Source organism: Roseateles sp. L2-2, from assembly GCF_050613215.1.
Taxonomy (GTDB): Bacteria; Pseudomonadota; Gammaproteobacteria; order Burkholderiales; family Burkholderiaceae_C; genus Roseateles; species Roseateles noduli.
In genome coordinates this window covers 6,409,576-6,429,303 of the sequence record NZ_CP192509.1, presented here as the reverse complement: position 1 = coordinate 6,429,303, position 19,728 = coordinate 6,409,576, and the positions used below count along the sequence as shown (strand labels likewise).

The 19,728-nt window shown below is 67.3% G+C and carries 12 protein-coding genes; 2 read left to right on the top strand and 10 right to left on the bottom strand.

Annotation, left to right across the window (positions count from 1 at the left end; translation table 11 throughout):
- Positions 1-9: 9 nt before the first annotated feature.
- The 8 genes from ACQZ13_RS28595 to ACQZ13_RS28560 form a co-directional block, all read right to left on the bottom strand.
- The gene (locus ACQZ13_RS28595; protein ID WP_431049195.1) at positions 10-843 is read right to left on the bottom strand and encodes a LytR/AlgR family response regulator transcription factor; all 834 of its coding nucleotides are present in this window, start codon (positions 841-843) and stop codon (positions 10-12) included.
- A 52-nt stretch (positions 844-895) separates the two neighbouring features.
- A complete protein-coding gene (locus ACQZ13_RS28590) occupies positions 896-1,999 on the bottom strand; it encodes a sensor histidine kinase (RefSeq protein ID WP_431049194.1) in 1,104 nt (367 codons plus the stop codon).
- A gap of 201 nt (positions 2,000-2,200) precedes the next feature.
- Positions 2,201-2,956, bottom strand: a complete 756-nt coding sequence (locus ACQZ13_RS28585) for a class II glutamine amidotransferase (RefSeq protein ID WP_431049193.1) — start codon at positions 2,954-2,956, stop codon at positions 2,201-2,203.
- 45 nt (positions 2,957-3,001) lie between these two features.
- Positions 3,002-4,246 (bottom strand): NAD(P)/FAD-dependent oxidoreductase, encoded by a 1,245-nt coding sequence (locus ACQZ13_RS28580; protein ID WP_431049192.1) that lies wholly within the window; start codon positions 4,244-4,246, stop codon positions 3,002-3,004.
- A gap of 109 nt (positions 4,247-4,355) precedes the next feature.
- Positions 4,356-7,043: a TonB-dependent receptor gene (locus ACQZ13_RS28575; RefSeq protein ID WP_431049191.1), complete on the bottom strand. Its 2,688-nt coding sequence runs from the start codon at positions 7,041-7,043 to the stop codon at positions 4,356-4,358.
- Between the two features lie 595 nt (positions 7,044-7,638).
- Positions 7,639-10,380, bottom strand: a complete 2,742-nt coding sequence (locus tag ACQZ13_RS28570) for a TonB-dependent receptor (RefSeq protein ID WP_431049190.1) — start codon at positions 10,378-10,380, stop codon at positions 7,639-7,641.
- Positions 10,381-10,796: 416 nt separating this feature from the next.
- On the bottom strand, positions 10,797-13,589 hold the full coding sequence (locus tag ACQZ13_RS28565) for a TonB-dependent receptor (protein ID WP_431049189.1): 2,793 nt from the start codon (positions 13,587-13,589) through the stop codon (positions 10,797-10,799).
- A 338-nt stretch (positions 13,590-13,927) separates the two neighbouring features.
- Positions 13,928-16,153, bottom strand: a complete 2,226-nt coding sequence (locus tag ACQZ13_RS28560; RefSeq protein ID WP_431049187.1) for a malate synthase G — start codon at positions 16,151-16,153, stop codon at positions 13,928-13,930.
- A gap of 165 nt (positions 16,154-16,318) precedes the next feature.
- Here ACQZ13_RS28560 and ACQZ13_RS28555 point away from each other — a divergent pair, with 165 nt between their 5' ends.
- Complete coding sequence (locus ACQZ13_RS28555) at positions 16,319-17,245, top strand: LysR family transcriptional regulator (RefSeq protein ID WP_088408693.1); 927 nt, start codon at positions 16,319-16,321, stop codon at positions 17,243-17,245.
- The gene (locus ACQZ13_RS28550) at positions 17,242-17,697 is read left to right on the top strand and encodes a DUF2214 family protein (RefSeq protein ID WP_431049186.1); all 456 of its coding nucleotides are present in this window, start codon (positions 17,242-17,244) and stop codon (positions 17,695-17,697) included. The genes ACQZ13_RS28555 and ACQZ13_RS28550 overlap by 4 nt, the downstream gene beginning before the upstream one ends.
- Before the next feature lie 120 nt (positions 17,698-17,817).
- On the opposite strand, the gene ACQZ13_RS28545 is transcribed toward ACQZ13_RS28550, so the two are convergent.
- Together ACQZ13_RS28545 and ACQZ13_RS28540 are read right to left on the bottom strand one after the other, a co-directional pair.
- The gene (locus tag ACQZ13_RS28545; protein WP_088408691.1) at positions 17,818-18,147 is read right to left on the bottom strand and encodes a PsiF family protein; all 330 of its coding nucleotides are present in this window, start codon (positions 18,145-18,147) and stop codon (positions 17,818-17,820) included.
- A 167-nt stretch (positions 18,148-18,314) separates the two neighbouring features.
- Positions 18,315-19,697 carry a serine/threonine-protein kinase gene (locus ACQZ13_RS28540; protein WP_431049185.1) on the bottom strand — a complete coding sequence of 461 codons (1,383 nt, stop codon included), beginning with the start codon at positions 19,695-19,697 and terminating at the stop codon, positions 18,315-18,317.
- Positions 19,698-19,728: the final 31 nt, after the last annotated feature.

Sequence of the window (19,728 nt, the reverse complement as noted above, 5' to 3'; positions counted from 1 at the left end):
GGGTCCGCATCACTGACCCTTGAACAGACCTTGGAACTGCCGCGACACCGGCAGCTTCTCCGCGCAGCCCTTCAGCGAGAGCTGCATGGTGTTTTCATCGACGCGCGTGGCGCTCGTGATGAAGCGGCTGTTGACCAGCACCGAGCGGTGCACCTGCCAGAACACGCCCGGGTCCAGGTCGCTCAGCAGTTCCTTGAGCGCCGTCCGGATCCACGCCTCGCCGTCGCGATGCACGACGCGGGTGTAGCGGCTGTCGCTCTGGAAGAACAGGATGTCGTCGGGGGCGATCAGCTGGATCTCTCGACCCTGGCTGGCCTGGATCGGGCGCATCGTGGGTCGCTGCGCAGGGAGCAGTTGGCGCAGCAGTTCCAGCGTGGCCGCGGGCATCGCAGGGGCGGGCGAACTGCCGGGAGCCCCGGCACGTCTGTCCGAAGCGTCCTCCAGTCCGCTCTCCGACCCGGTGTCCTGCGCCTGACGCTGCCGCAGCCGCTGGAGGCATTGCTCCAGCCGCGCGTCCTCGACCGGCTTCAGCACGTAGTCGACCGCGCCCGCCTCGAAGGCCGACAGCGCGTGATCGCCGTAGGCCGTGACGAACACGACCTGCGGCGGCTCCGCCAGCTGCGACAGGCGCTGACCGACCTCCAGGCCGGACATGCCCGGCATGCGGATGTCCAGGAAGCAGAGCTGAGGCTCGTGCTCGAGGCAGTCGTCCCAGGCGTCGCAGCCGTTGACGCTGGCCGCCACGATCTCGATCTCCGGCGCCAGGCGCGCCAACGCGGCGCGCAACTGCTCGCGCGGCCCCTCTTCATCGTCCGCGATCAGGGTGCGGATCTTCGTTGTCATGCGTCTTCTCTCCCCGATGTGATCGATCTGACCGATGCGGCCGATGCGAGCTTCAGGCCGTCGGCACTTCGACCCAGGCAAGGCATCCTGGCGCCTCCGCCGAGCCGGGCTCCAGGCCCAGCGCGGCGCTGGCGCCGAACTGCGCCTTGAGCCGCTCCCGCGTGTTGGCCAGGCCGAGGCCCTCGCACGCCCCGGGCGGCAGGCCCTGGCCGCCGTCCTGCACTTCCATGCGCAGGCGGCCGTCCACCGCCCTGACCCGCACCGCGATGTGCCCGCCGCGCAGGCTGGGCTCGATGCCGTGCGTGATCGCGTTCTCCGCCAGCGTCAGCAGCGTGCCCGGCGGCAGGCTCGCGGCGGCGATCGCGGTCTGCGCCGTCTCGTCCGTCTCCAGCGACCAGCTCAGCCGCTGCCCCAGCCGCGCCTGCATGATGTCCAGGTAGCTGCGCACGATCTGGAGCTCCTGCTCCAGCGGCAGCCGGTCCTGCTCGAACATCGGCAGCGTCGCCCGCAGGTAGCGCGTCAGCGAGCGCAGCATCGGCCCGGCGCGGTCGTCGCGCGTGTCGACCCAGTGCTGCAGCGACGCCAGCGTGTTGAAGAGGAAATGCGGCTGGATCTGCGCCGTGGCCAGCCGCTGCGCCATCGCGATGCGCTCGTCCTGCGCGTCCAGCTCCGCCAGCCGCGCGCCCAGCTGCTGCGTCCGGTACAGCGTCAGGAACCACCACGACGACACCGTCAGCGTCATCCCGCCCGCCACGAAGGGCAGCAGGTCGCGGGCCTCGGCGCGGAAACCCGCCTTCACCATCCCCAGCGTGAACAGCACCATCAGCACGCTGAGCGCGAAGGTCGCGCCGTTGAAGCGCGTGCGGGTGGGCTGGCGCCACAGCCAGCGCGCGACCCCCAGTCCCAGCGACGCCATGCCCAGGCCGCCGATCAGGATCACATGCGCCAGCTCGCGCGGCAGCATCGTGTAGAACACCAGCCCCAGCACCAGCACGTTGCTCATCACGTAGCTGTCGACGACCGTGGACCAGGTCTTCAGACCGGACCGCTCGATCTCCGCGTCGGTGAACACCCGGCGCGGACCCGGGAACAGCCATTGCGTCCAGTCCCCTTTGGCCTGGGGGACCGCGTCGGCGGAAGCGCTGGGCGAAGTCATGGGGCGAGTCTAGGCGAGGGGTTGCGCCGTCGCCTCAGGATGCGGCGAATGGCAGGTGGCGGGGACGATCAGCCGACTGCGGCGACCGACTGCGACGACCGACTGCGACGACCGAGCGGACGCCGTGGCGGCCGGTGCCCCGCTCCGCTCAATCGCCTCCTCACGCTCGGCATTCGCTCCACGGGGCACCGGCCGCCACGGCTAGCACAGGGGCTCGCCGCCGACGAAGACCTTCAGGGTGCCGGGCTCGATCGGGATCCAGGTCTCGCCGCGCGTCAGCGGCTCGGTGGCCACGATGGCGATCCGGTCGTCCTCGGTGGTCTTGGCGGCCAGGTCGACGCTCACATCCTCGTCCTGCAGCGTGACGTGGCCGAACGGCGGCTGGCGCAGCAGGTAGTGCAGCTTGGTCGAGCCGTGCGCCCACAGCGCCTGGCCGTTGGACAGCAGCATGTTGAAGGTGCCGTGCCCGTTGAGCCGCGGCAGCAGCTCGCGCAAGGTGTGGTTCAGCTCCTCGATCGCCGGCATGTCGGCGTGCGCCTTGGCCAGCTCCTGCATCAGCCAGCAGAAGGCCTGCTCGCTGTCGGTCTGTCCCACCGGCTTGAAGGCCGCATGCAGCCGCGGCGCGAAGCCCTTCAGGTCGCCGTTGTGCGCGAACACCCAGTAGCGCCCCCACAGCTCGCGCACGAAGGGATGGGTGTTTTCCAGCGAGACCACGCCCTGCGTCGCCTTGCGGATGTGCGCGATGACCACGTCGCTGCGGATCGGGTAGGTCTTGACCAGTTCCGCCAGCGGCGACACCCGCGCGCTGTGGTGGTCGACGAAATGCCGCAGGCCGCGGCCCTCGAAGAACGCGATGCCGAAGCCGTCCTTGTGCTCGTGCGCCCGCGTCGCCAGCCCGGCGAAGCTGAACATCACATCGGTCGGTCGGCGGGCGTTCATGCCCATCAGCTGGCACATCGCGGTCTCTCCAGGCTCAGGTCGCTGCGCTCATCATGCAACGGATCATTCCAGGAACAGCCGCGTGATCCCCTTCAGGCTCACCAGGTTGCCGGGGTTGCTGGTCTCGTTGAGCACGCCGCTCATGCGCTTGAGCAGACGCGGGCTCTTCTGCGCGCGCCAGATCAGCAGGTCGGCCAGCCAGGGGAAACGGTTGACGCGGTTGCCGCGCTCGTACAGGTCGTACTTGGGCTGCAGCGCGCGCAGGCCTTGTTCGTACTGCTCGCGGACCCGGGCGTCGACGGCGGAGGCCGTGGTGCCCGCGCGGTGCGCGAGGATGGCTTCCGCGGCCAGCAGGCCGGTCTCCATCGCCTTGCCGATGCCTTCGCCGGTGAAGGAGTAGGTCGAGCCCGCCGCCTCGCCGGTGACCAGCAGCCCGGGCCGCGTCCAGCGCGCGCCGTTGAGCGTGCAGCGCAGCGGCGCGCCCTTGAGTTCGCCGATCAGTTCGCCCTCGGCCATCAGGCGCTTGGCGGGCGGGTAGTGCTCGACGAAGGCGTCGAAGATGGCGCGCAGGTTGACGTCCTTCTTCTGGCCCTTGCCGGCCATGTCCTTGTGGCTGTCGGTCACGCCGACGCCGATGTTGAAGCTGCCGTCCGGCGCCGGGAAGATCCAGCCGTAGCCCGGCTGCACCGGCTTGCACCAGACGACTTCCAGCGCCTTGATCTCGCCGACCATGGCCGGCGCGCGCACGTAGCCGCGCAGCGCGACGCCGCTGGGCGTGTGTCGCTCGCACATGCCGGCCGCCGTCAGCGCCTTGGGCACCGCGCCGGTGGCCAGCAGGACCCAGTCGGCGGCGATCTCGTGGGGCTGGCCGTCGATCGTGAGCCGTGCGCCGCGCACGCGCCCCTGGTCGTCTTCCAGCGCCGCCTCGAAGCGCGCCGGCGCCAGGAAGCGCGCACCGGCTTCCTGCGCGCCGAGGTTCAGCATCTCGTCGAGCTGCCTGCGCGGCAGCACCGCGAGGTGGCCCGGCACGTCGATGCGGCCGCCGCGCGGTCCGATGCAGCCCACATGTGCCGAGCGCTGCGCCTTGGCCATCACCCAGTCCAGCAGGCCCAGGCGATCGAGCGCCTTGTGCGCGTCCGGGATGAGGCCGTCGCCGCAGACCTTGTCCCGACCCAGCGGCTGCTGGTCGGCGAACACGACGTCCACGCCCGCCTTGGCGAGCCAGCGCGCCGCGGCGCTGCCGGCGGGTCCGGCGCCGATGATGAGGACCTCGCAACGCTGAGGAGGAACGGAGGGAATCGGCGACATGGGGGGAACGGATTGGATCTCGGGCGCGTTCATGCCCCGCATTGTCTCCGCTCCGCGAACCAATGAAAAAGGGCCCCGAAGGGCCCTTGGAGAGTGACGGTCGTGTCGATCAGAAATCGTACGTGCCGCGGATGTAGAAGGTGCGACCGGTGGCGTCCGTGAAGCGCGGGTCGTAGCCAGCCTGGAAGACCTGGGTCTGGAAGGTCAGCGGCGGATCGCGGTCCGTCAGGTTGCGCACGCCCAGCGTGATCGACGCCGTCTTGATCGGACGGAACGACGCGTACAGGTCGGCCGTGGCGTAGCTGTTCACGCGGTTGGTCGGATCCACGTCGATGTAGCCCGACTTGTAGTGACCGGTCAGGCCGACCGTGACCTTGTCGTAGGCCCACACCGCCGACAGCGTGTGCTGCCAACGGAAGACCGGGCCGGCGCCGGAGTACACGCCGACGTTCTGGTTCCACGGGCCGTCCTGCAGGTCCTGGTACTCGTACTTGGTCACGTACGTGCTGTTCAGGCCGAACATGACGCTGCCGGCGCTGGGGATGCGCAGACGGTAGTTCGCGTTCAGGTCGAAGCCGTTCGTGTTGTTGCCGCCCAGGTTGAGCTGGCGGACGTCCACGTAGCCGCAGTTGGCGCCCGGGCACTGCGAACCGTCGACCGACAGGAAGCCGGCCGCGTTGCGGTGGTAGAACTGGCCGAACTTGTCCTGGTTGGCCGGGTCGAACAGCGATGCATCGCCGATCACGCCGATCAGGTTCTTCACGCGCAGCCACCAGAAGTCGACACCGAAGCTCAGGTCGTTGAGCGGCGCGAACTGGAAGCCCAGCGACGCGCTCTTGCTCTTTTCAGGCTTGAGCTGGTCGTTGCCGCCGTTGCGGACCATGAACTGCGCGTCGCACAGGTTGATGGTCGTGCCGCCGGCCGCGCACAGCAGCGGGTCGTTGACGGTGCTGGAGTTCGTGTAGGTCGGCGCGGCGTGCAGCTCATACAGCGACGGGGCACGGAAGCCGGTCGAGTAGGAACCGCGGACCAGCACTTCCTTCATCGGCTGGAAGCGGAAGCTGACCTTGGGGTTGGTGGTGCTGCCGAAGTCGTTGTACTTGTCGTAGCGGACGGCGCCGGTCACATCCAGGGTCTTCAGGAGGGGCACGTTCAGTTCGCCGTAGACGGCGTACACGTTGCGCTTGCCCGTGCTGAAGATGTTGGGGTCGATGCCGGTGGAGGCGATCACCGTCTGCGCGTAGGCGTCCTGCGCGTCCTGGGTGAACTTCTCCTGACGGAACTCGGCGCCCAGCGCCAGGGCGGCGGAGCGGCCGGCACCCAGCCAGTCGCCCACTTCACGGCTGGCGTGCGCGTCCAGGTTGGTCGTGCGGCCCTTGCCGACCATCAGGCGGCCCAGCGCGGCGGCACTCTGCAGGTAGGCGTCGCCCGCGGCGTCCTGCGCGCCGAACGGGTTGATGATGCCGGTCAGGATGCCTTCGGTGATCTTGTTGCCGTCCGAGTAGCCGCTGATCAGGTCCTCGGTCACCTTGTTCTGGTTGTAGCTCAGGCCGGCGGCGTAGTCCCAGCCTGCCAGCGTGCCGTCCAGGGAGAGCACCAGACGCTGCTGCGTGTTGGTGTTCTTGTCGCCGCGCGGGCCGTTCGGGGAATCGCGCCACTTCAGCGTGATGTAGCCCGGCTGGATCGTCGCGCCGCCGTCGGTCATCGTCTCGCCGGCGTACTTGTCGCCGTCGTAGGTCGGGCTCAGGGCGGGGTTGTTCGGGTAGTACGGGTTGGGCGTGCCGTCCGGACGCAGGCGGTTCTGCACCAGGAAGCCGTACGGCACCGGGGCGATGCGCGTCTTCACCTCGGAGCGGGTGATGAAGTACTCGGCGCCGAAGGTGTGGTCGTTGTTCAGCTTGACCGTGCCCTTCAGCATGGCCGAGGTGCGCTGGCTTTCCGGCAGGTAGTCCACGTAGCGCGAGGTCGACATCGTGCAGGACGTCTGGTCGGCGTTGGGCACCAGGAAGTCGCCGCCCGCGCAGGTGGGCGCGGCCGGGTTGTAGACGATCTTGCCGTCCTGGTAGTAGTTGGCCGGCAGGGTCGAGCCGGACTTGCCGCCGACGAAGCGGGTGTTGAACGGACGGTCCGTGCCGCCGATCGGGTCCTGCTTCTGCAGGTCGACGAAGCCGAACAGGTTGAAGCCCTGCTTCTCCAGGTCGCCGTAGCCGAAGCCGGCGTTGGCGTTGCGGGTCTTGCCGCCGGCGTGCTGGGGCGAGTCGTAGCCCAGCGTCACCGTGCCGCCCTGGTAGTCGGAGCGGGTGATGAAGTTGATGACGCCGCCGATGGCGTCCGTGCCGTACAGCGACGAGGCGCCGTCGCGCAGCACTTCGATGCGCTCGATCGCCGCCAGCGGGATCATGTTCAGGTCAGGCGCGGAACCGTCGAACGCGTTGTTGGCGATGCGACGGCCGTTCAGCAGGACCAGCGTCTTGTTGGCGCCGATGCCGCGCAGGTCGGCGAAGGACGCGCCGCCCGTGGACGAGCCCACGGCCTGGCTGGTGCCCAGGCTGCTCTGGCTGGCGGTCAGCGTGCTGAGGATCTGCTCGACGGTCGTCAGGCCCTGCTGACGGATGTCGCTCATCTTGAAGGTCGTGACCGGCACCGAGGATTCGGCATCGAGCCGCTTGATCGCGGATCCCGTGACGACGACCCGTTCCAACTGGGTCTGATCCTGTTGTTCCTGGGCCAGCGTCGGGAAGGACGCGGCCGCAATGGTGGCGGCGACTGCCAGGCCTACCGCGTTCAGCTTGTACATATGCACCTCTAGAGGGAGCGCCCGCCCTCCTTGTGGGTGCGGCGAGCCGGAATTGAAACGGCCCCGCATCGCGAGGCCTGACAAAAGTGTGCTGACGAATCGCCAGAGGTCATAGGTGCAGGTGCGTAAAGCGCGCGAATCTGGGACCGCGTAGCCCGAAACTGCCATTTTTCGCGGGTTTCTCCTTACCGTTTCGTGACTGTTCGGTCGTGCCTGCGCCACAGTTTCGGAATTTACGAACGCTTAACTCCCATGGGAATGTCGGATTTTCCGCAGCGGGTTTTCGGGCGGTTTTTCGCCCTCAACGTTGAATATGCGTTGATGCCTCGTTAAGAATGCGAGAAGACGTGTGTCAGTATGGCAACGGTGAATTTATCGATTCCAACTGATGAATATGGAAAATACTCGTCAATACAATGAGTTATCCATAATCGACTGAATATGGAAACAATACTTAACGTGTAACGCCCCCCGATGACGCCTTGCGAGGCGCGATGCGTCGTGGCAGCCCGAAAAAAAAGGACTCCCGAGGGAGTCCTTTGTCGTGGCGCTGGCGACGCCCCGCCTTGGTGCGGCGGGAGGTCGGCGGCGGGGATCAGAAGTCGTAGCTGGCCTTGACCTGGAAGGTCCGGCCCATCGGGCTGTAGTAGCGGTAGTCGAAGCCCAGCATGTGGCCGCCGTTGGCGCGCAGCGACAGGGGAGGTTCCTTGTCGAACACGTTCTTGATGCCCAGGGCGACGGTCAGCTGCTTGTTCCAGGTGTAGGCGGTCTGCCAGTCCAGGGTCACGTACGGCTTGACCTTCAGGCGCACTTCCTCGACGTTGCCGTTGGCCAGGTTCTCGACTTCGGTCGGGAAGTCCTTGTAGCCCGACTGGAAGTTGATGTTGGCCGTGTTGGCCCAGCTGCCGGTCACCAGGGTGTTGCTCAGCTGACCCTTCCAGCGGAAGGTCACTTCGCCGATCGACGGGTGGTTGTCCGCCAGGGTCGAGAAGTACTGTTCGCCGGCCACCAGCTGGCGCTTGTCGCTCAGCATGTAGGTCGCGTGCAGGTTGGACGTCAGGCGGCCGACCGGCGTGTTGAAGCGGCCGGTGACGTCGAAGTCGATGCCGCTGACGAAGCGCTTGCCCAGGTTGGTCGTGCTGGCGTTGTAGGCCAGGAACTTCTCGCCCGTGACCGGGTCGGTGTAGACCAGGAACAGGTTGGAGTACTTCTGGGCGTTGTTGAACGCCTCGTTCTCATCGACCGAACCGAAGGTCTTGTCGATGCCGGCCCACCACCAGTCGGCGCCGAACGAGAAGGTGCTCGTCGGCTCGATGCGGAAGCCCAGCGTGGCCTGCTTGGACTCTTCCGGCTTCACGGTCTCGACGCCGCCGGTGTAGACGTTGTACTGCTTGCTGCCCGGCTGGCAGGTCGCGCCCAGGCTGGCGGCGACGGCGGCCATTTCCGGCGTGCAGTCGTACGGCGTGGCGGTCACGCCGAATTCCTGCAGCGGACGGTACAGCTGACGCAGCGTCGGGGCGCGGAAGCCCGTGCCGACCGAGCCGCGGACCAGCACTTCCGGCATCGGGGTGTACTTGAACGAGACCTTGCCGTTGACGGCGCTGTCGACGTGGCGATAGTTGTCGTAACGGGCGCCGGCGGTGACTTCCAGGTTCTTCATCACCGGCACGATCAGCTCGGCGAAGGCGCCCATCGAATCGCGGCTGGCGCTGTAGGGGATCACGACGGTGCTGTCGCCGAAGCGCTGGTCGTCGCCGTTGACGCCGCCTTCACCGCGCGCCACGGCGCCCGGATCGTCGGTGACCTTGTCCTTCTGGAAGGACGCGCCCACGGCCAGGTAGGCCGGGCCGGCGGAGGTCGAGAACAGTTCGCGCGAGGCGCGCAGGTCGGCGTTGAACAGCGTGCTGGTCTCGGTGTCGTAGACGCCGGAGATCATGATCTGCTTGACCGCGTCCTTGGCGGCCTGCGACTGCTGGCCGGCGAGCACGAACGGGTTGTACACGCCGCTGCGCAGCAGCGCGCCGAAGGCCTTGGCCAGCGGGTAGCCGGAGTTGCTTTCCTCGACTTCCGCGCGCTGGTAGCCGGCGGTGGCGGTGTAGTCCCAGCCGGCCAGCTGGCCGTCGAGCTGCAGCCACAGGGCCTTGTTGTCGCGTTCGAAGGTGCTGGTGCGGTTGCCCAGGTCGAAGGCGCGGTACGAGACCGACGCGATGCGGTTGGGATCCAGGCCGATCGAGGTCAGGTAGGCCGGGGTGTAGCCGACCGCGGCCAGTTCGGCGGCGAAGGGACCGTTCGGGTCCACGGCCACCGCGCCCGGCACGGCGGCGATCTTGCCGCTGGTCTTGGTCTTGCCCAGCAGGACGTCGGCGCGCAGCGTCTGGCTGCCCAGCTTCACCGTGCCGGAGCCGAAGAAGTTGGTGCGCTCGCGGTCCGGGAAGGCTTCCACGGTGCCGGCGTAGTCGAAATAGCAGGAGGCGCCGACCTGGACGTTGCGCTCGGCGCAGGAGCCGTTCTGGGCCAGGTACACGTTGCGCAGGTCCGAACCCAGCGAGCCGTCGGCGTTGCGCACCGGCACGTTCACGTTGCCGGGGATGGCGGACGGCGAGCCGTTGAAGAACTGGTACTCGTTGCCGTTGTGACCGAAGTTGATCACGCCGGTCTTGCTGAAGTCGCGCTGGCTGGCGGTCAGCGAGTCGCGCTTGTCGACCGACAGCGCGGCCATGATGTTGAAGCCGTCGCTGTCCAGGTCGCCGAAGCCGCCCGACAGGGAGGCGCGACGTTCCTTGCCGCCCTTGTGCTGCGGGATCGAGACTTCCGCGGCGATGGTCTTCTTGCTGGAGTTGGTGCGGGTGATGAAGTTCACCACGCCGGCCACGGCGTCGGAGCCGTACAGCGCCGAAGCGCCGTCGGTCAGCACGTCCACGCGCTCGATGATCGACAGCGGGATCATGTTCAGGTCGACCGCGCCGCCGGCTTCGCCGATCAGGCGACGGCCGTTCAGCAGCACCAGGGTGCGATCGCCGCCCAGGTTGTGGATGGACACGGTGGCCTGGCCGCCGCCGCCGCCGCCGACGGTGTCACCTTCGGTGATGCCGCCCTGCACGGAGGACAGGTTCTGCATCAGCTCGACGACCGAGGTCACGCCGCTGCGTTCGATTTCGGCGCGCGTCACGGTCTGCACGGGCACGGAGCCCTCGACCGCGATCCGCTTCACCGCGGAACCGGTCACGACGACGCGTTCCAGCTGGGTCTGGTCCTGGGCTTGGGCGATCGCGGCCGACGACGCGATTGCAATGGTGGCGGCGACTGCCAGGCTCACCGCGTTCAGTTTGGTCTTCAAAGAAACACTCCTAAAGGTGTCGAGCGGCGGCGCTTGTGGCGTCGCGCGAAACATGTCCGGACGACCGTGCCGCAGGGGATTGCGTGAAGGTCGCGTGAAAGAAGTGTCAATGACTGGAATTCGACAGACCGGGCGGGTTCCTACCAATTGAGGCCCCCCGAGTCACCAGGACAAGGGGCATGTCCAGACGGACCGATACCCCTGCATGACCGGCGTCACGGGTGACTTCCGGCTATGTCAGGGGTATCGGCGGATGGTCCTCTCCCGAGGAATACCCGGATCGTCAGACGCCCAACTTGTTGCGGGGTGGCAACAAGCTGTATCCCGACCGCCACAGGGCGGTCGGTCCTTCTGTCGGGGATTCGTCAATCTCCGCGCGTGGAACGCACGGATTTTCCCGAATCCCCGTCCGACTATCAGAAGTTGTAGCTGCCCGTCAGGTAGACGGTGCGGCCCAGCGGGCTGGCGTAACGCGGGTCGTAACCGACCTGGTGGCCCGACGAGTCACGCAGCGTGAACGGCGGGGTCTGGTTGGTCAGGTTCTGGATGCCCAGGCGCAGTTCCAGCGCCTTGTTGTAGCGGTAGGTGCCTTGGTAGTCGAAGGTGATGTAGTTCGGCACCAGCAGCTGGATGCGGGTGTTCACGCCGGTCTGCAGGTCGCGGACGGTCTGTTCGATGTCCTTGTAGCCCGAGCGGTACTTCACCGCGATCGAGTTCGTGAACTTGCCGGTCTCCAGCGCGAACTTGGCCTGCGCCGTGTTGCGGAAGATGACCTGCGCGTCCACGCCGTACTTGCCGAGGCTGTCGGTGAAGTCGTTGGCGGTGCCCGGCTTCGTGTACTTGGCCTCGATCATGTAGGTGCCGTTGACCGTGGTGGTCAGGCGGCCCAGGCCTTCGATGTTCAGGCGGCCGTCCAGCTGCCAGTCCATGCCGCTGTAGTTCGACTTGCCGATGTTGGTCGACATCGACATGAAGGCGTAGTACGCGTTCGTCTCGGCCGGCAGCTTGTAGGTCGTGAACAGGCTCTTGTAGAGCTGCGGGTCGGCGAAGGCCTGGTTGGCGGAGACCGCGCTGACGGCGTCACGCAGGTCGATCTGCCAGTAGTCCAGGCTCGCGCCGAAGTTGCGGGTCGGGTCGAAGCGGATGCCGACGGTGGCCTGCTTGGACTTTTCCGGCTTCAGGTTCTCGTTGCCGCCCGACAGCTGGGTGTACTGCGACTTGCCCGGCTTGCAGGGTGCCGCGCCGGAGCCGTCGCCCGGGTACGGGCAGTCGTAGCTCGAAGCCGTCACGCCGTTGGTCACCAGCGGCTGGGCGATGTCCAGCATGTCCGGCGCCTTGAAGCCCGTGCCGTAGGAGCCGCGCAGCACGACCGTGCTGATCGGCTTGTACGAGGCGGACAGCTTGTAGGTCGTCGCCGTCTCGGTCTTGCCGAAGTCGCGCTTGTTCACGCCGTCCTTGATCTTGCTGATGCTGTCGTAGCGCAGGGCGGCGGTCAGCTCCAGGTTCTTGATGACGGGCACCACGAACTCGGCGAAGGCGCCGACGTTGTCGCGTTCCAGGTCGTACTTGGGGTTGGGGGCGAAGTTGTAGATGACGCCGGCCACCGCGTCGGCCGACGGATCCTGCTTGTAGTGGTAGTTGCGGAAGTCCGCGCCCACGCCCAGCTTGACGGCGCCGGCGGGCAGGTTGAACAGCTCGCCGGAGGCGCGCACGTCGGCGCCCTTGAGCGTCGTCGAGGCTTCACGGATGGTGCCGTGGTAGATCGAGTCCTTGATCAGCTGCTGCGTCGCGGCGCTCTGGTTGCCGGACGGCACGAACGGGTCGAGCGCGCCGGTGGACAGGATGCTGCCGAATTCCTTGGCCTTGAAGTAGCCGCCGACGTACTTCTCGTCGAGCGAGTTCTGCGACCAGGTCAGGGCGCCGGTCAGGTCCCAGTCGCCGATGGCGACATCGCTGCCGACGACGACGTGCTTGGCGTCGGTGATGGTCTGCGAATCGCGGGTGCCGAAGTCGGTGGCGCGGTAGTTCGCGGTGACCGTGTCGACGTGGGCCAGCTGGGCCGGCGTCAGGTAGGGCGCGACGTACTTGGTGAACAGCGGCGAGGTCGACGCGATGGCGACCGGCACCGGGTTCGGCGCGATGCGGGCGGTCAGGTCCAGGCGCGTGAAGGCCACGTCCGAGAACAGCTTGATCCGGTCGTTGATCTTGGCTTCACCGGTGACGAACAGCGAGTCGCGGGTCGATTCCGGGTAGACGTCGATGGTGCTGACGAAGTCGAACGCGCACTGGGCGGTACCGGCCTTGGACGTCGAGTTGGCCGGGATGGTGTTGGCCAGGCTGTAGACGTTGTTGGGCGCGCACACGCCGTTGGCCTGGCGGTACGGGTTGAACGAGTACGCGGGCAGCGTGGTCGTTTCGCCCGCCAGACGCTTGAACACGACGGCGGCGTTGGCCGGGTCGGCCGAGGTGCTGGTGCGGTCGTACGCGTAGTTCTTGCCGTTGAAGGTGAACGGCAGGTAGGCGCTCTTGGCGAAGCTGCGGTCGCCCGACTTCAGCTGCTGCTGGTCGTCGCGGCGGTAGGTGGCGACGACGTTGAAGCCGTCGCGGTTCAGGTCGCCCAGGCCGTAGGTGGCGCTGACGTTGTACGCCGTGCCGCCGTTGCCGATCGGGTTGCTGTAGTTGGCGGTGATGTTGCCGCCCTGGACGTTCTTCTTCAGGACGAAGTTCACCACGCCGGCGATGGCGTCGGAGCCGTACAGCGCGGAGGCGCCGTCGGTCAGCACTTCGATGCGCTCGATGGCGCTCATCGGGATGGAGTTCAGGTTGATCCGGCTGCCCGAACCCGTCGGGGCGATGCGGCGGCCGTTCAGCAGGACCAGCGTGTAGCTTTCGCCGATGCCGTGGATGGACGCGGTGGCGATGCCGCCCGAGTTCGAACCGATCGAGATGTCACCGACGGTCAGGTTGCCGCCCATGGCGGGCAGGCGCTGGATCAGGTCGGCGACGTTGTTGGCGCCGGAGGACTTGATCTCTTCCTGCGTGATGATCTGGACGGGCAGCGCGCCTTCGTTGGCGACGCGCTTGATGCTGGAGCCCGTGATCTCGATGCGCTCGAGCTGGGTGTTTTCCTGGGCGTGTGCGGCACCGATCGAAGCGGCGAGCAGCGCGGCCGCGATGCTCACGCGGCGGAGTTGAAGCGAAGAGGTCATGCCGGATCCGTGAAATGGCAAAAATGATTCCAGCGCTGATGACTTTGTGTCATCGGACACTGCGCGTAGGTGAACAAACTTTAAGTAACGGGGAAAAGAAGTGGCCCCGGGGCCGCCCCGTAAGGGTTTTCCATGCTTGAACGAACGCAGATCGCCATTCCAGGCATGCCGTTTGACACGGGAGTGCCAGAAGTCAGCCTCTTGATGCCGGTGAAAATGCTCAAATTGACAAGAGCCGGACAAGCGCAGAAACGGACAGAAACAAAAAAGCGACCCGAAGGTCGCTTTTGGTGATTGCCGATGTACGCCGCACGATGGCGGCGTTTCAAGGGAGATCGTTACCGTTGGTTCGTCGCGGCGGGAGCTCCTGCCGCATCCGCCGCCTTGCGCTTCTGCCGCCATGCGTGCAGCAGCGGTTCGGTGTAGCCGCTGGGTTGTTCACGCCCTCTGAACACCAAGTCCAGCGCCGCTTGATACGCCATGCTGTTCGGATTTCCGGACATCGGTTCGTAAACCGGATCACCGGCGTTCTGGCCATCGACGACCGCCGCCATCCGTTCGAATGTCGCCCGAACTTGTTGTTCGGTCACGACGCCGTGCTGCAGCCAGTTCGCCACGTGCTGGCTTGAGATGCGCAATGTCGCACGGTCTTCCATCAGTCCGATCTGGTTGATGTCCGGCACCTTCGAGCAGCCGACGCCCTGATCGATCCAGCGGACCACGTAACCGAGGATGCCCTGGATGTTGTTGTCCAGTTCCTGCTGCTTCTCGGTGTCGGTCCAGGACGGGTCGGCGGCCACCGGGATGGTGAGCAGGCGCTGCAGCAGGTCGGCGCGGTCGACGCCGGGCGCGTCGGTCTCGATCTGCTGCTGGACCTGGGCCACGCTGACCTGGTGGTAGTGCAGCGCGTGCAGCGTGGCGGCCGTCGGGCTGGGCACCCAGGCGGTGTTGGCGCCGGCCTTGGGATGGGCGATCTTCTGTTCCAGCATCGCGGCCATCAGGTCCGGCATCGCCCACATGCCCTTGCCGATCTGGGCGCGGCCGCGCAGGCCGGCGCTCAGGCCGACCAGCACGTTGTTGCGCTCGTAGGCCTGGATCCAGGCGCTGGCCTTCATGTCGCCCTTGCGCAGCATCGGGCCGGCGAGCATCGCGGTGTGCATCTCGTCGCCGGTGCGATCCAGGAAGCCGGTGTTGATGAAGGCCACGCGGCTGGGCGCCGCGGCGATGCAGGCGGCGAGGTTGACGCTGGTGCGGCGCTCCTCGTCCATGATGCCCAGCTTCACCGTGGAGGCCGGCAGGCCCAGCAGCTGCTCGACGCGTCCGAACAGCTCGTTGGCGAAGCCGACCTCGGCCGGGCCGTGCATCTTGGGCTTGACGATGTAGATCGAGCCCCGGCGCGAGTTGCGCAGGCCCGAGCCCGACAGCTGCTTCAGGTCGTGGATGGCGATCAGGGTCGTGACCACGGCGTCCATGATGCCCTCGGGGATCTCGCGATCGCCTTCGAGCAGGATGGCCGGGTTGGTCATCAGGTGGCCGACGTTGCGCACGAAGAGCAGCGAGCGGCCCGGCAGCACGACGTCGTCGCCGCCGCCGGCGGCCTTGTAGACGCGGTCCGGGTTCAGCCGGCGGACGAAGGTCCGGCCGCCCTTGCGGACCTCCTCGGTCAGCGAACCGCGCAGGATGCCCAGCCAGTTGCGGTAGGCCAGCAGCTTGTCCTCGGCGTCGACGGCGGCGATCGAATCCTCCAGGTCGAGGATGGTCGACAGGGCCGATTCCATCAGCACGTCGGAGACGCCGGCGGCGTCGGTCTGGCCGATCGTCGAGGCGCGGTCGACCTGGATCTCCAGGTGGATGCCGTGATGGCGCAGCAGGATCGCGGACGGCGCGGCGGCGTCGCCCAGGTAGCCGAGGAACTGGGCCGGATCGGCCAGTGCGACCGAGCGGCCATCCTTCAGCTTGACGGCCAGCGCGGTGCCGCTGACCGCGTAGCCAGCGGCGTCGGCGTGGGACGCGCCGGCCAGCGGCGCGGCCTGGTCCAGCACCTGCCGCGCGAAGGCGATGACCTTGGCGCCGCGCACCGGGTTGTAGCCGCCGGCGCGCTCGGCGCCGTCGGTCTCGGGAATCACGTCGGTGCCGTAGAGCGCGTCATACAGCGAGCCCCAGCGCGCGTTCGCCGCGTTCAGCGCGTAGCGGGCGTTCAGGATGGGCACCACCAGCTGCGGGCCGGCCTGGATGGCGAGCTCGGCGTCCACGTTGGCGGTCGTCGCCTTCGGGTCGGCGGGCAGCGGCACCAGATACCCGATCTGCTTCAGGAAGGCCTGGTACGCCGCCATGTCGGCGATCGGGCCGGGATGGGCACGATGCCAGCCGTCGATCTCGGTCTGCAGCCGGTCGCGTTCGGCCAGCAAGGCGGCGTTCTTCTCCGCCAGCTCGTGCGCGAGCGCGTCCAGTCCCTGCCAGAACGCGGCCGGCTCGACGCCGGTACCCGGCAGGGCCTCGGTCTCGATGAAACGGGCCAGGGCGGCATCGACCTGGAGGCGGTGGTGTTGGCTGCGTGCGGTCATGGCGACTCCGGAAGGCGGTTCAACGATGCGTCGACTGTAGGGCGAGAGGCGGTGGCGATTCATGTCGGCCCTGGTCGAAGATCCCTGACTTTTTTGCACAAATAACAACGACCAGGGTCGTCATTCATTGCCTCGGGCGGCGCAACGGTCCAACAATCGCCGGCCATGGACCGCCTCAAACAGATCGAGTCCTTCACGCTGGTCGCGACCAAGGGCAGCCTGACCGCCGCGGCGCAGGCGGAGGGCGTGGCGCCGGCGGTGATGGGCCGCCGGCTGGACGCGCTGGAGGCGCGGCTCGGCGTGAAGCTGCTGCTGCGCACGACGCGCAAGCTGACGCTGACGCACGAGGGCATCGCCTTCCTCGAGGACTGCCAGCGCCTGCTCGCCGAATTCGCCAGCGCCGAAGCCAGCGTCAGCGCCGGCGGCGTGAAGGCCAGCGGCCATCTGAGGATCACCGCGCCGGCCGGCTTCGGCCGACGCCATGTCGCGCCGCTGGTGCCGGACTTCCTGTCGCGGCATCCGGAGGTCAGCGTGTCGCTGAACCTCAGCGATCGCGTCGTCGACATCGTCAACGAGGGCTTCGACTGCGCGGTGCGTGTCGGCGACCTCAGCGATTCCAGCCTGATCAGCATGCGGCTGGCCGACAACCGGCGGCTGTGCGTGGCCGCGCCCTCCTACCTCAAGCGCGCCGGCACGCCGAAGCATCCGTCGGAGCTGATGCGGCACGAGTGCCTGACCTTGAGTTCCGACGCGAGCCAGACGCGCGGCTGGGCCTTCCGCATCGACGGCCAGGTGCAGCATCTGCGGCCGAGCGGGCGGCTCGATTGCAGCGACGGCCAGGTGCTCCATGACTGGTGCCGGCAAGGCCTCGGCCTCGCGTGGCGCAGCACCTGGGAAGTGGCCGCGGCGCTGCACGCGGGCGAGCTGGTCAGCGTGCTCGACGACTTCGCCGCGCCGCCCAACGGCATCTTCGCCGTGCTGCCGCAGCGCAAGCACCTGCCGCTGCGCGTCAGGCTCTGGATAGACTTCCTGAAAGAACACCACGGCAGCCCCGACTACTGGGCCCGTGCCTCCACCTGGGAGACCCCATGACCCTCGAAGCCCTGCTCGCCGGCCTGCACATCGTGGCCATCCTCAGCCTGGTCGTCTTCCTGTCGAGCCAGGCGGCGCTGTGCCGCAGCGAATGGATGAATCCGGCCGTCGTGCGCCGCCTCTCGCGGCTGGACATGATTTACGGCATGACCGCGGTGGCGGTGCTGCTCACCGGCCTGGCCCGCACCTGGTGGGGCATGAAGGGCCTGGGCTGGTACTGGCACCAGCCGCTGCTGCACTTCAAGTTCGGGATGTTCGTCGTGATCGGACTGATCTCGATCAAGCCGACCCTGACCTTCCGCCGTTGGACGAAGACGCTGGACGGCGGCGGTGGCCTGCCCAGCGAGACCGAGATCCGTTCAACGCGCCGCCTGATCATGATGCAGGCGCACCTGCTGATCCTGATCCCGATCGCGGCGGTGATGCTCGCGCGCGGCGTGCTGGTCAAGTAGTCCTCGGTCGGCGGGGTAACGCGGCGTCGCATTGGGATGCCCCGCTAGGCGCAGACCGGAGCCATAGCGGCGCTATGGCGAGGATCTGCAACGACGCGGGGCGCCCAATGCGGCGTTGCGTTACTTCGCCGACAGGCACTCCTTCATGAAGGCCTTGCGGGCGTCGCCGGTCTTGCCCTTCGCATCGGCATTGCAGGTCGTCATCTTGGTCTGCTGAGCGGTCTTGGCCGGCGCGGACGCCGTCTCGCCCTTGAGGCAGCTGCTCATGAAGGCCTTGCGTTCATCGCCGGACTTGTCCTTGGCGTCGGCGTTGCAGCTCTTCATCAGCTGCTGCTGCTTGAGCTGCTTCTCGGACGGTGCCTTCTTGGCGTCGTCCGCGGCGTGAGCGCCCAGCGCGGCCAGCGCCAGCAAGGCACCGGCGAACAGCGAGGTGGGGGTCAGGTGTTTCATCACTCTCTCCTACGGGGGCTACAGGGGGTTGGGGAAGGACCTGTCGAGCAGTTGAGCACAGCAACGGACGGCTCTCAAGAGCGGTTGACGGCCGTCAAGAGAATGGGTGACCCGCTTCAGTCGACAACGATCCGACGCCGATCTGCAGGCGCGAGTCGGTCGCTGACTCACATGATCCGGCGCGGAGACGCCAGCGCCTCATGGGCGAGGTGGAGCCGCCTGACAAGCACCTGTATGAAAGCCCGGTCGAAACGGTGCTGGCACTCCGGGCTGAGCTGCCCCAGCGAGTCGGGTGTAAACGACACGGTTGTGCAAAGTTGGGTCACCTTGATGTCGGTGCTGTGGCGGCGCAGATCGGGATTCGGCGCGAGATACGCCATCTCGCCGACCGAGGTGCCGGTGCCCAGCGTCGCGACCAGCGCGCCGTCGCGCCAGACCTCGACCTCGCCCTGCGTGACGATGTGGAAGGTGTTGCCCTCCTGGCCCTTCTTGAACAGCAGGTAGTCGAGCGGATAGCGGCGCCACCGCGCGCGCCGCACGACTTCCCAGAGCTCGACGTCGCCGAAGCCCGCGAAGAACTCCAGCCCGCGCAGCAGGTTGAAACGTTCCGAGTCCTTCACCTCGTTGAGCCGCGCCAGCGGCACCAGCTGCTTGGCGACCAGTTCCGACAGCGCCTGTCCGAAGGACTCCCAGTCGGGATAGCGCTCGGACGGGTGCTTGTAGAGCGCGCGCTGGATGACCGCGTCCAGCTCCGGCGTCACGCCGCCGCGCTGGCCCAGCAGCGGCTGCGGCGCCTGGTGGTAGATCTGATGCATCAGCGCCATCTGGTTGGGCGCGTCGAAGGGCGGTCGGCCGCAGACCATGTGGTACAGCACCGCGCCCAGCGAATAGATGTCGGCCTGCGCGCCGACGTCGCCGCCCTCGATCTGCTCGGGCGGCATGTAGGCCAGCGAGCCGACGCGATGCACCTGCGTCATGTCGGCGTTGAGGTTGAGCGCGCTGCCGAAGTCGCTGACCTTGACGTCGGTGACCTGGCCCTGGTTGTCGAGCACGGCGAGCAGGTTGGCCGGCTTGATGTCGCGGTGCACGACGCCCTGGCGGAACACGTAGGAGAGCGCCATCGCGCACTTGAAGCCGAGTTCGACGATCTGGTCCAGCGGCAGCAGCCGGTCGTTGCGGCAGAAGTGCTTGAGGGTGACGCCGTGGACGAACTCCATCACCAGGTAGGGGAGGTCGCCGTCCTGCACCGCGTCGAGGATCTGCACCACGTTCGGATGCTGCAGCCGACCGGCCAGCGCGGCCTCGGCGGCGAAGAAGCGGATGCTGAGCGTGTCTTCCTCGCTGCGGCCGCCGGCCGACCAGGCGCGCATGCGCTTGATGGCGACTTCCTGGCCCTTGAAGTCGTCCATCGCCAGGAAGACGTCGCTGGTCGCGCCCTCGCCCAGTCGTCTCAGCACGCGGTACTTGCCGATCTGCTCGGGCAGGTCGGCCAGTCCGCCGAGCGTCGAATCGGAAAAGGTGGAGGGACGGAGATCGTCGGAGGCGCTCATCGGAGGACCATCCTGCCCCAGGGAGAGGGTG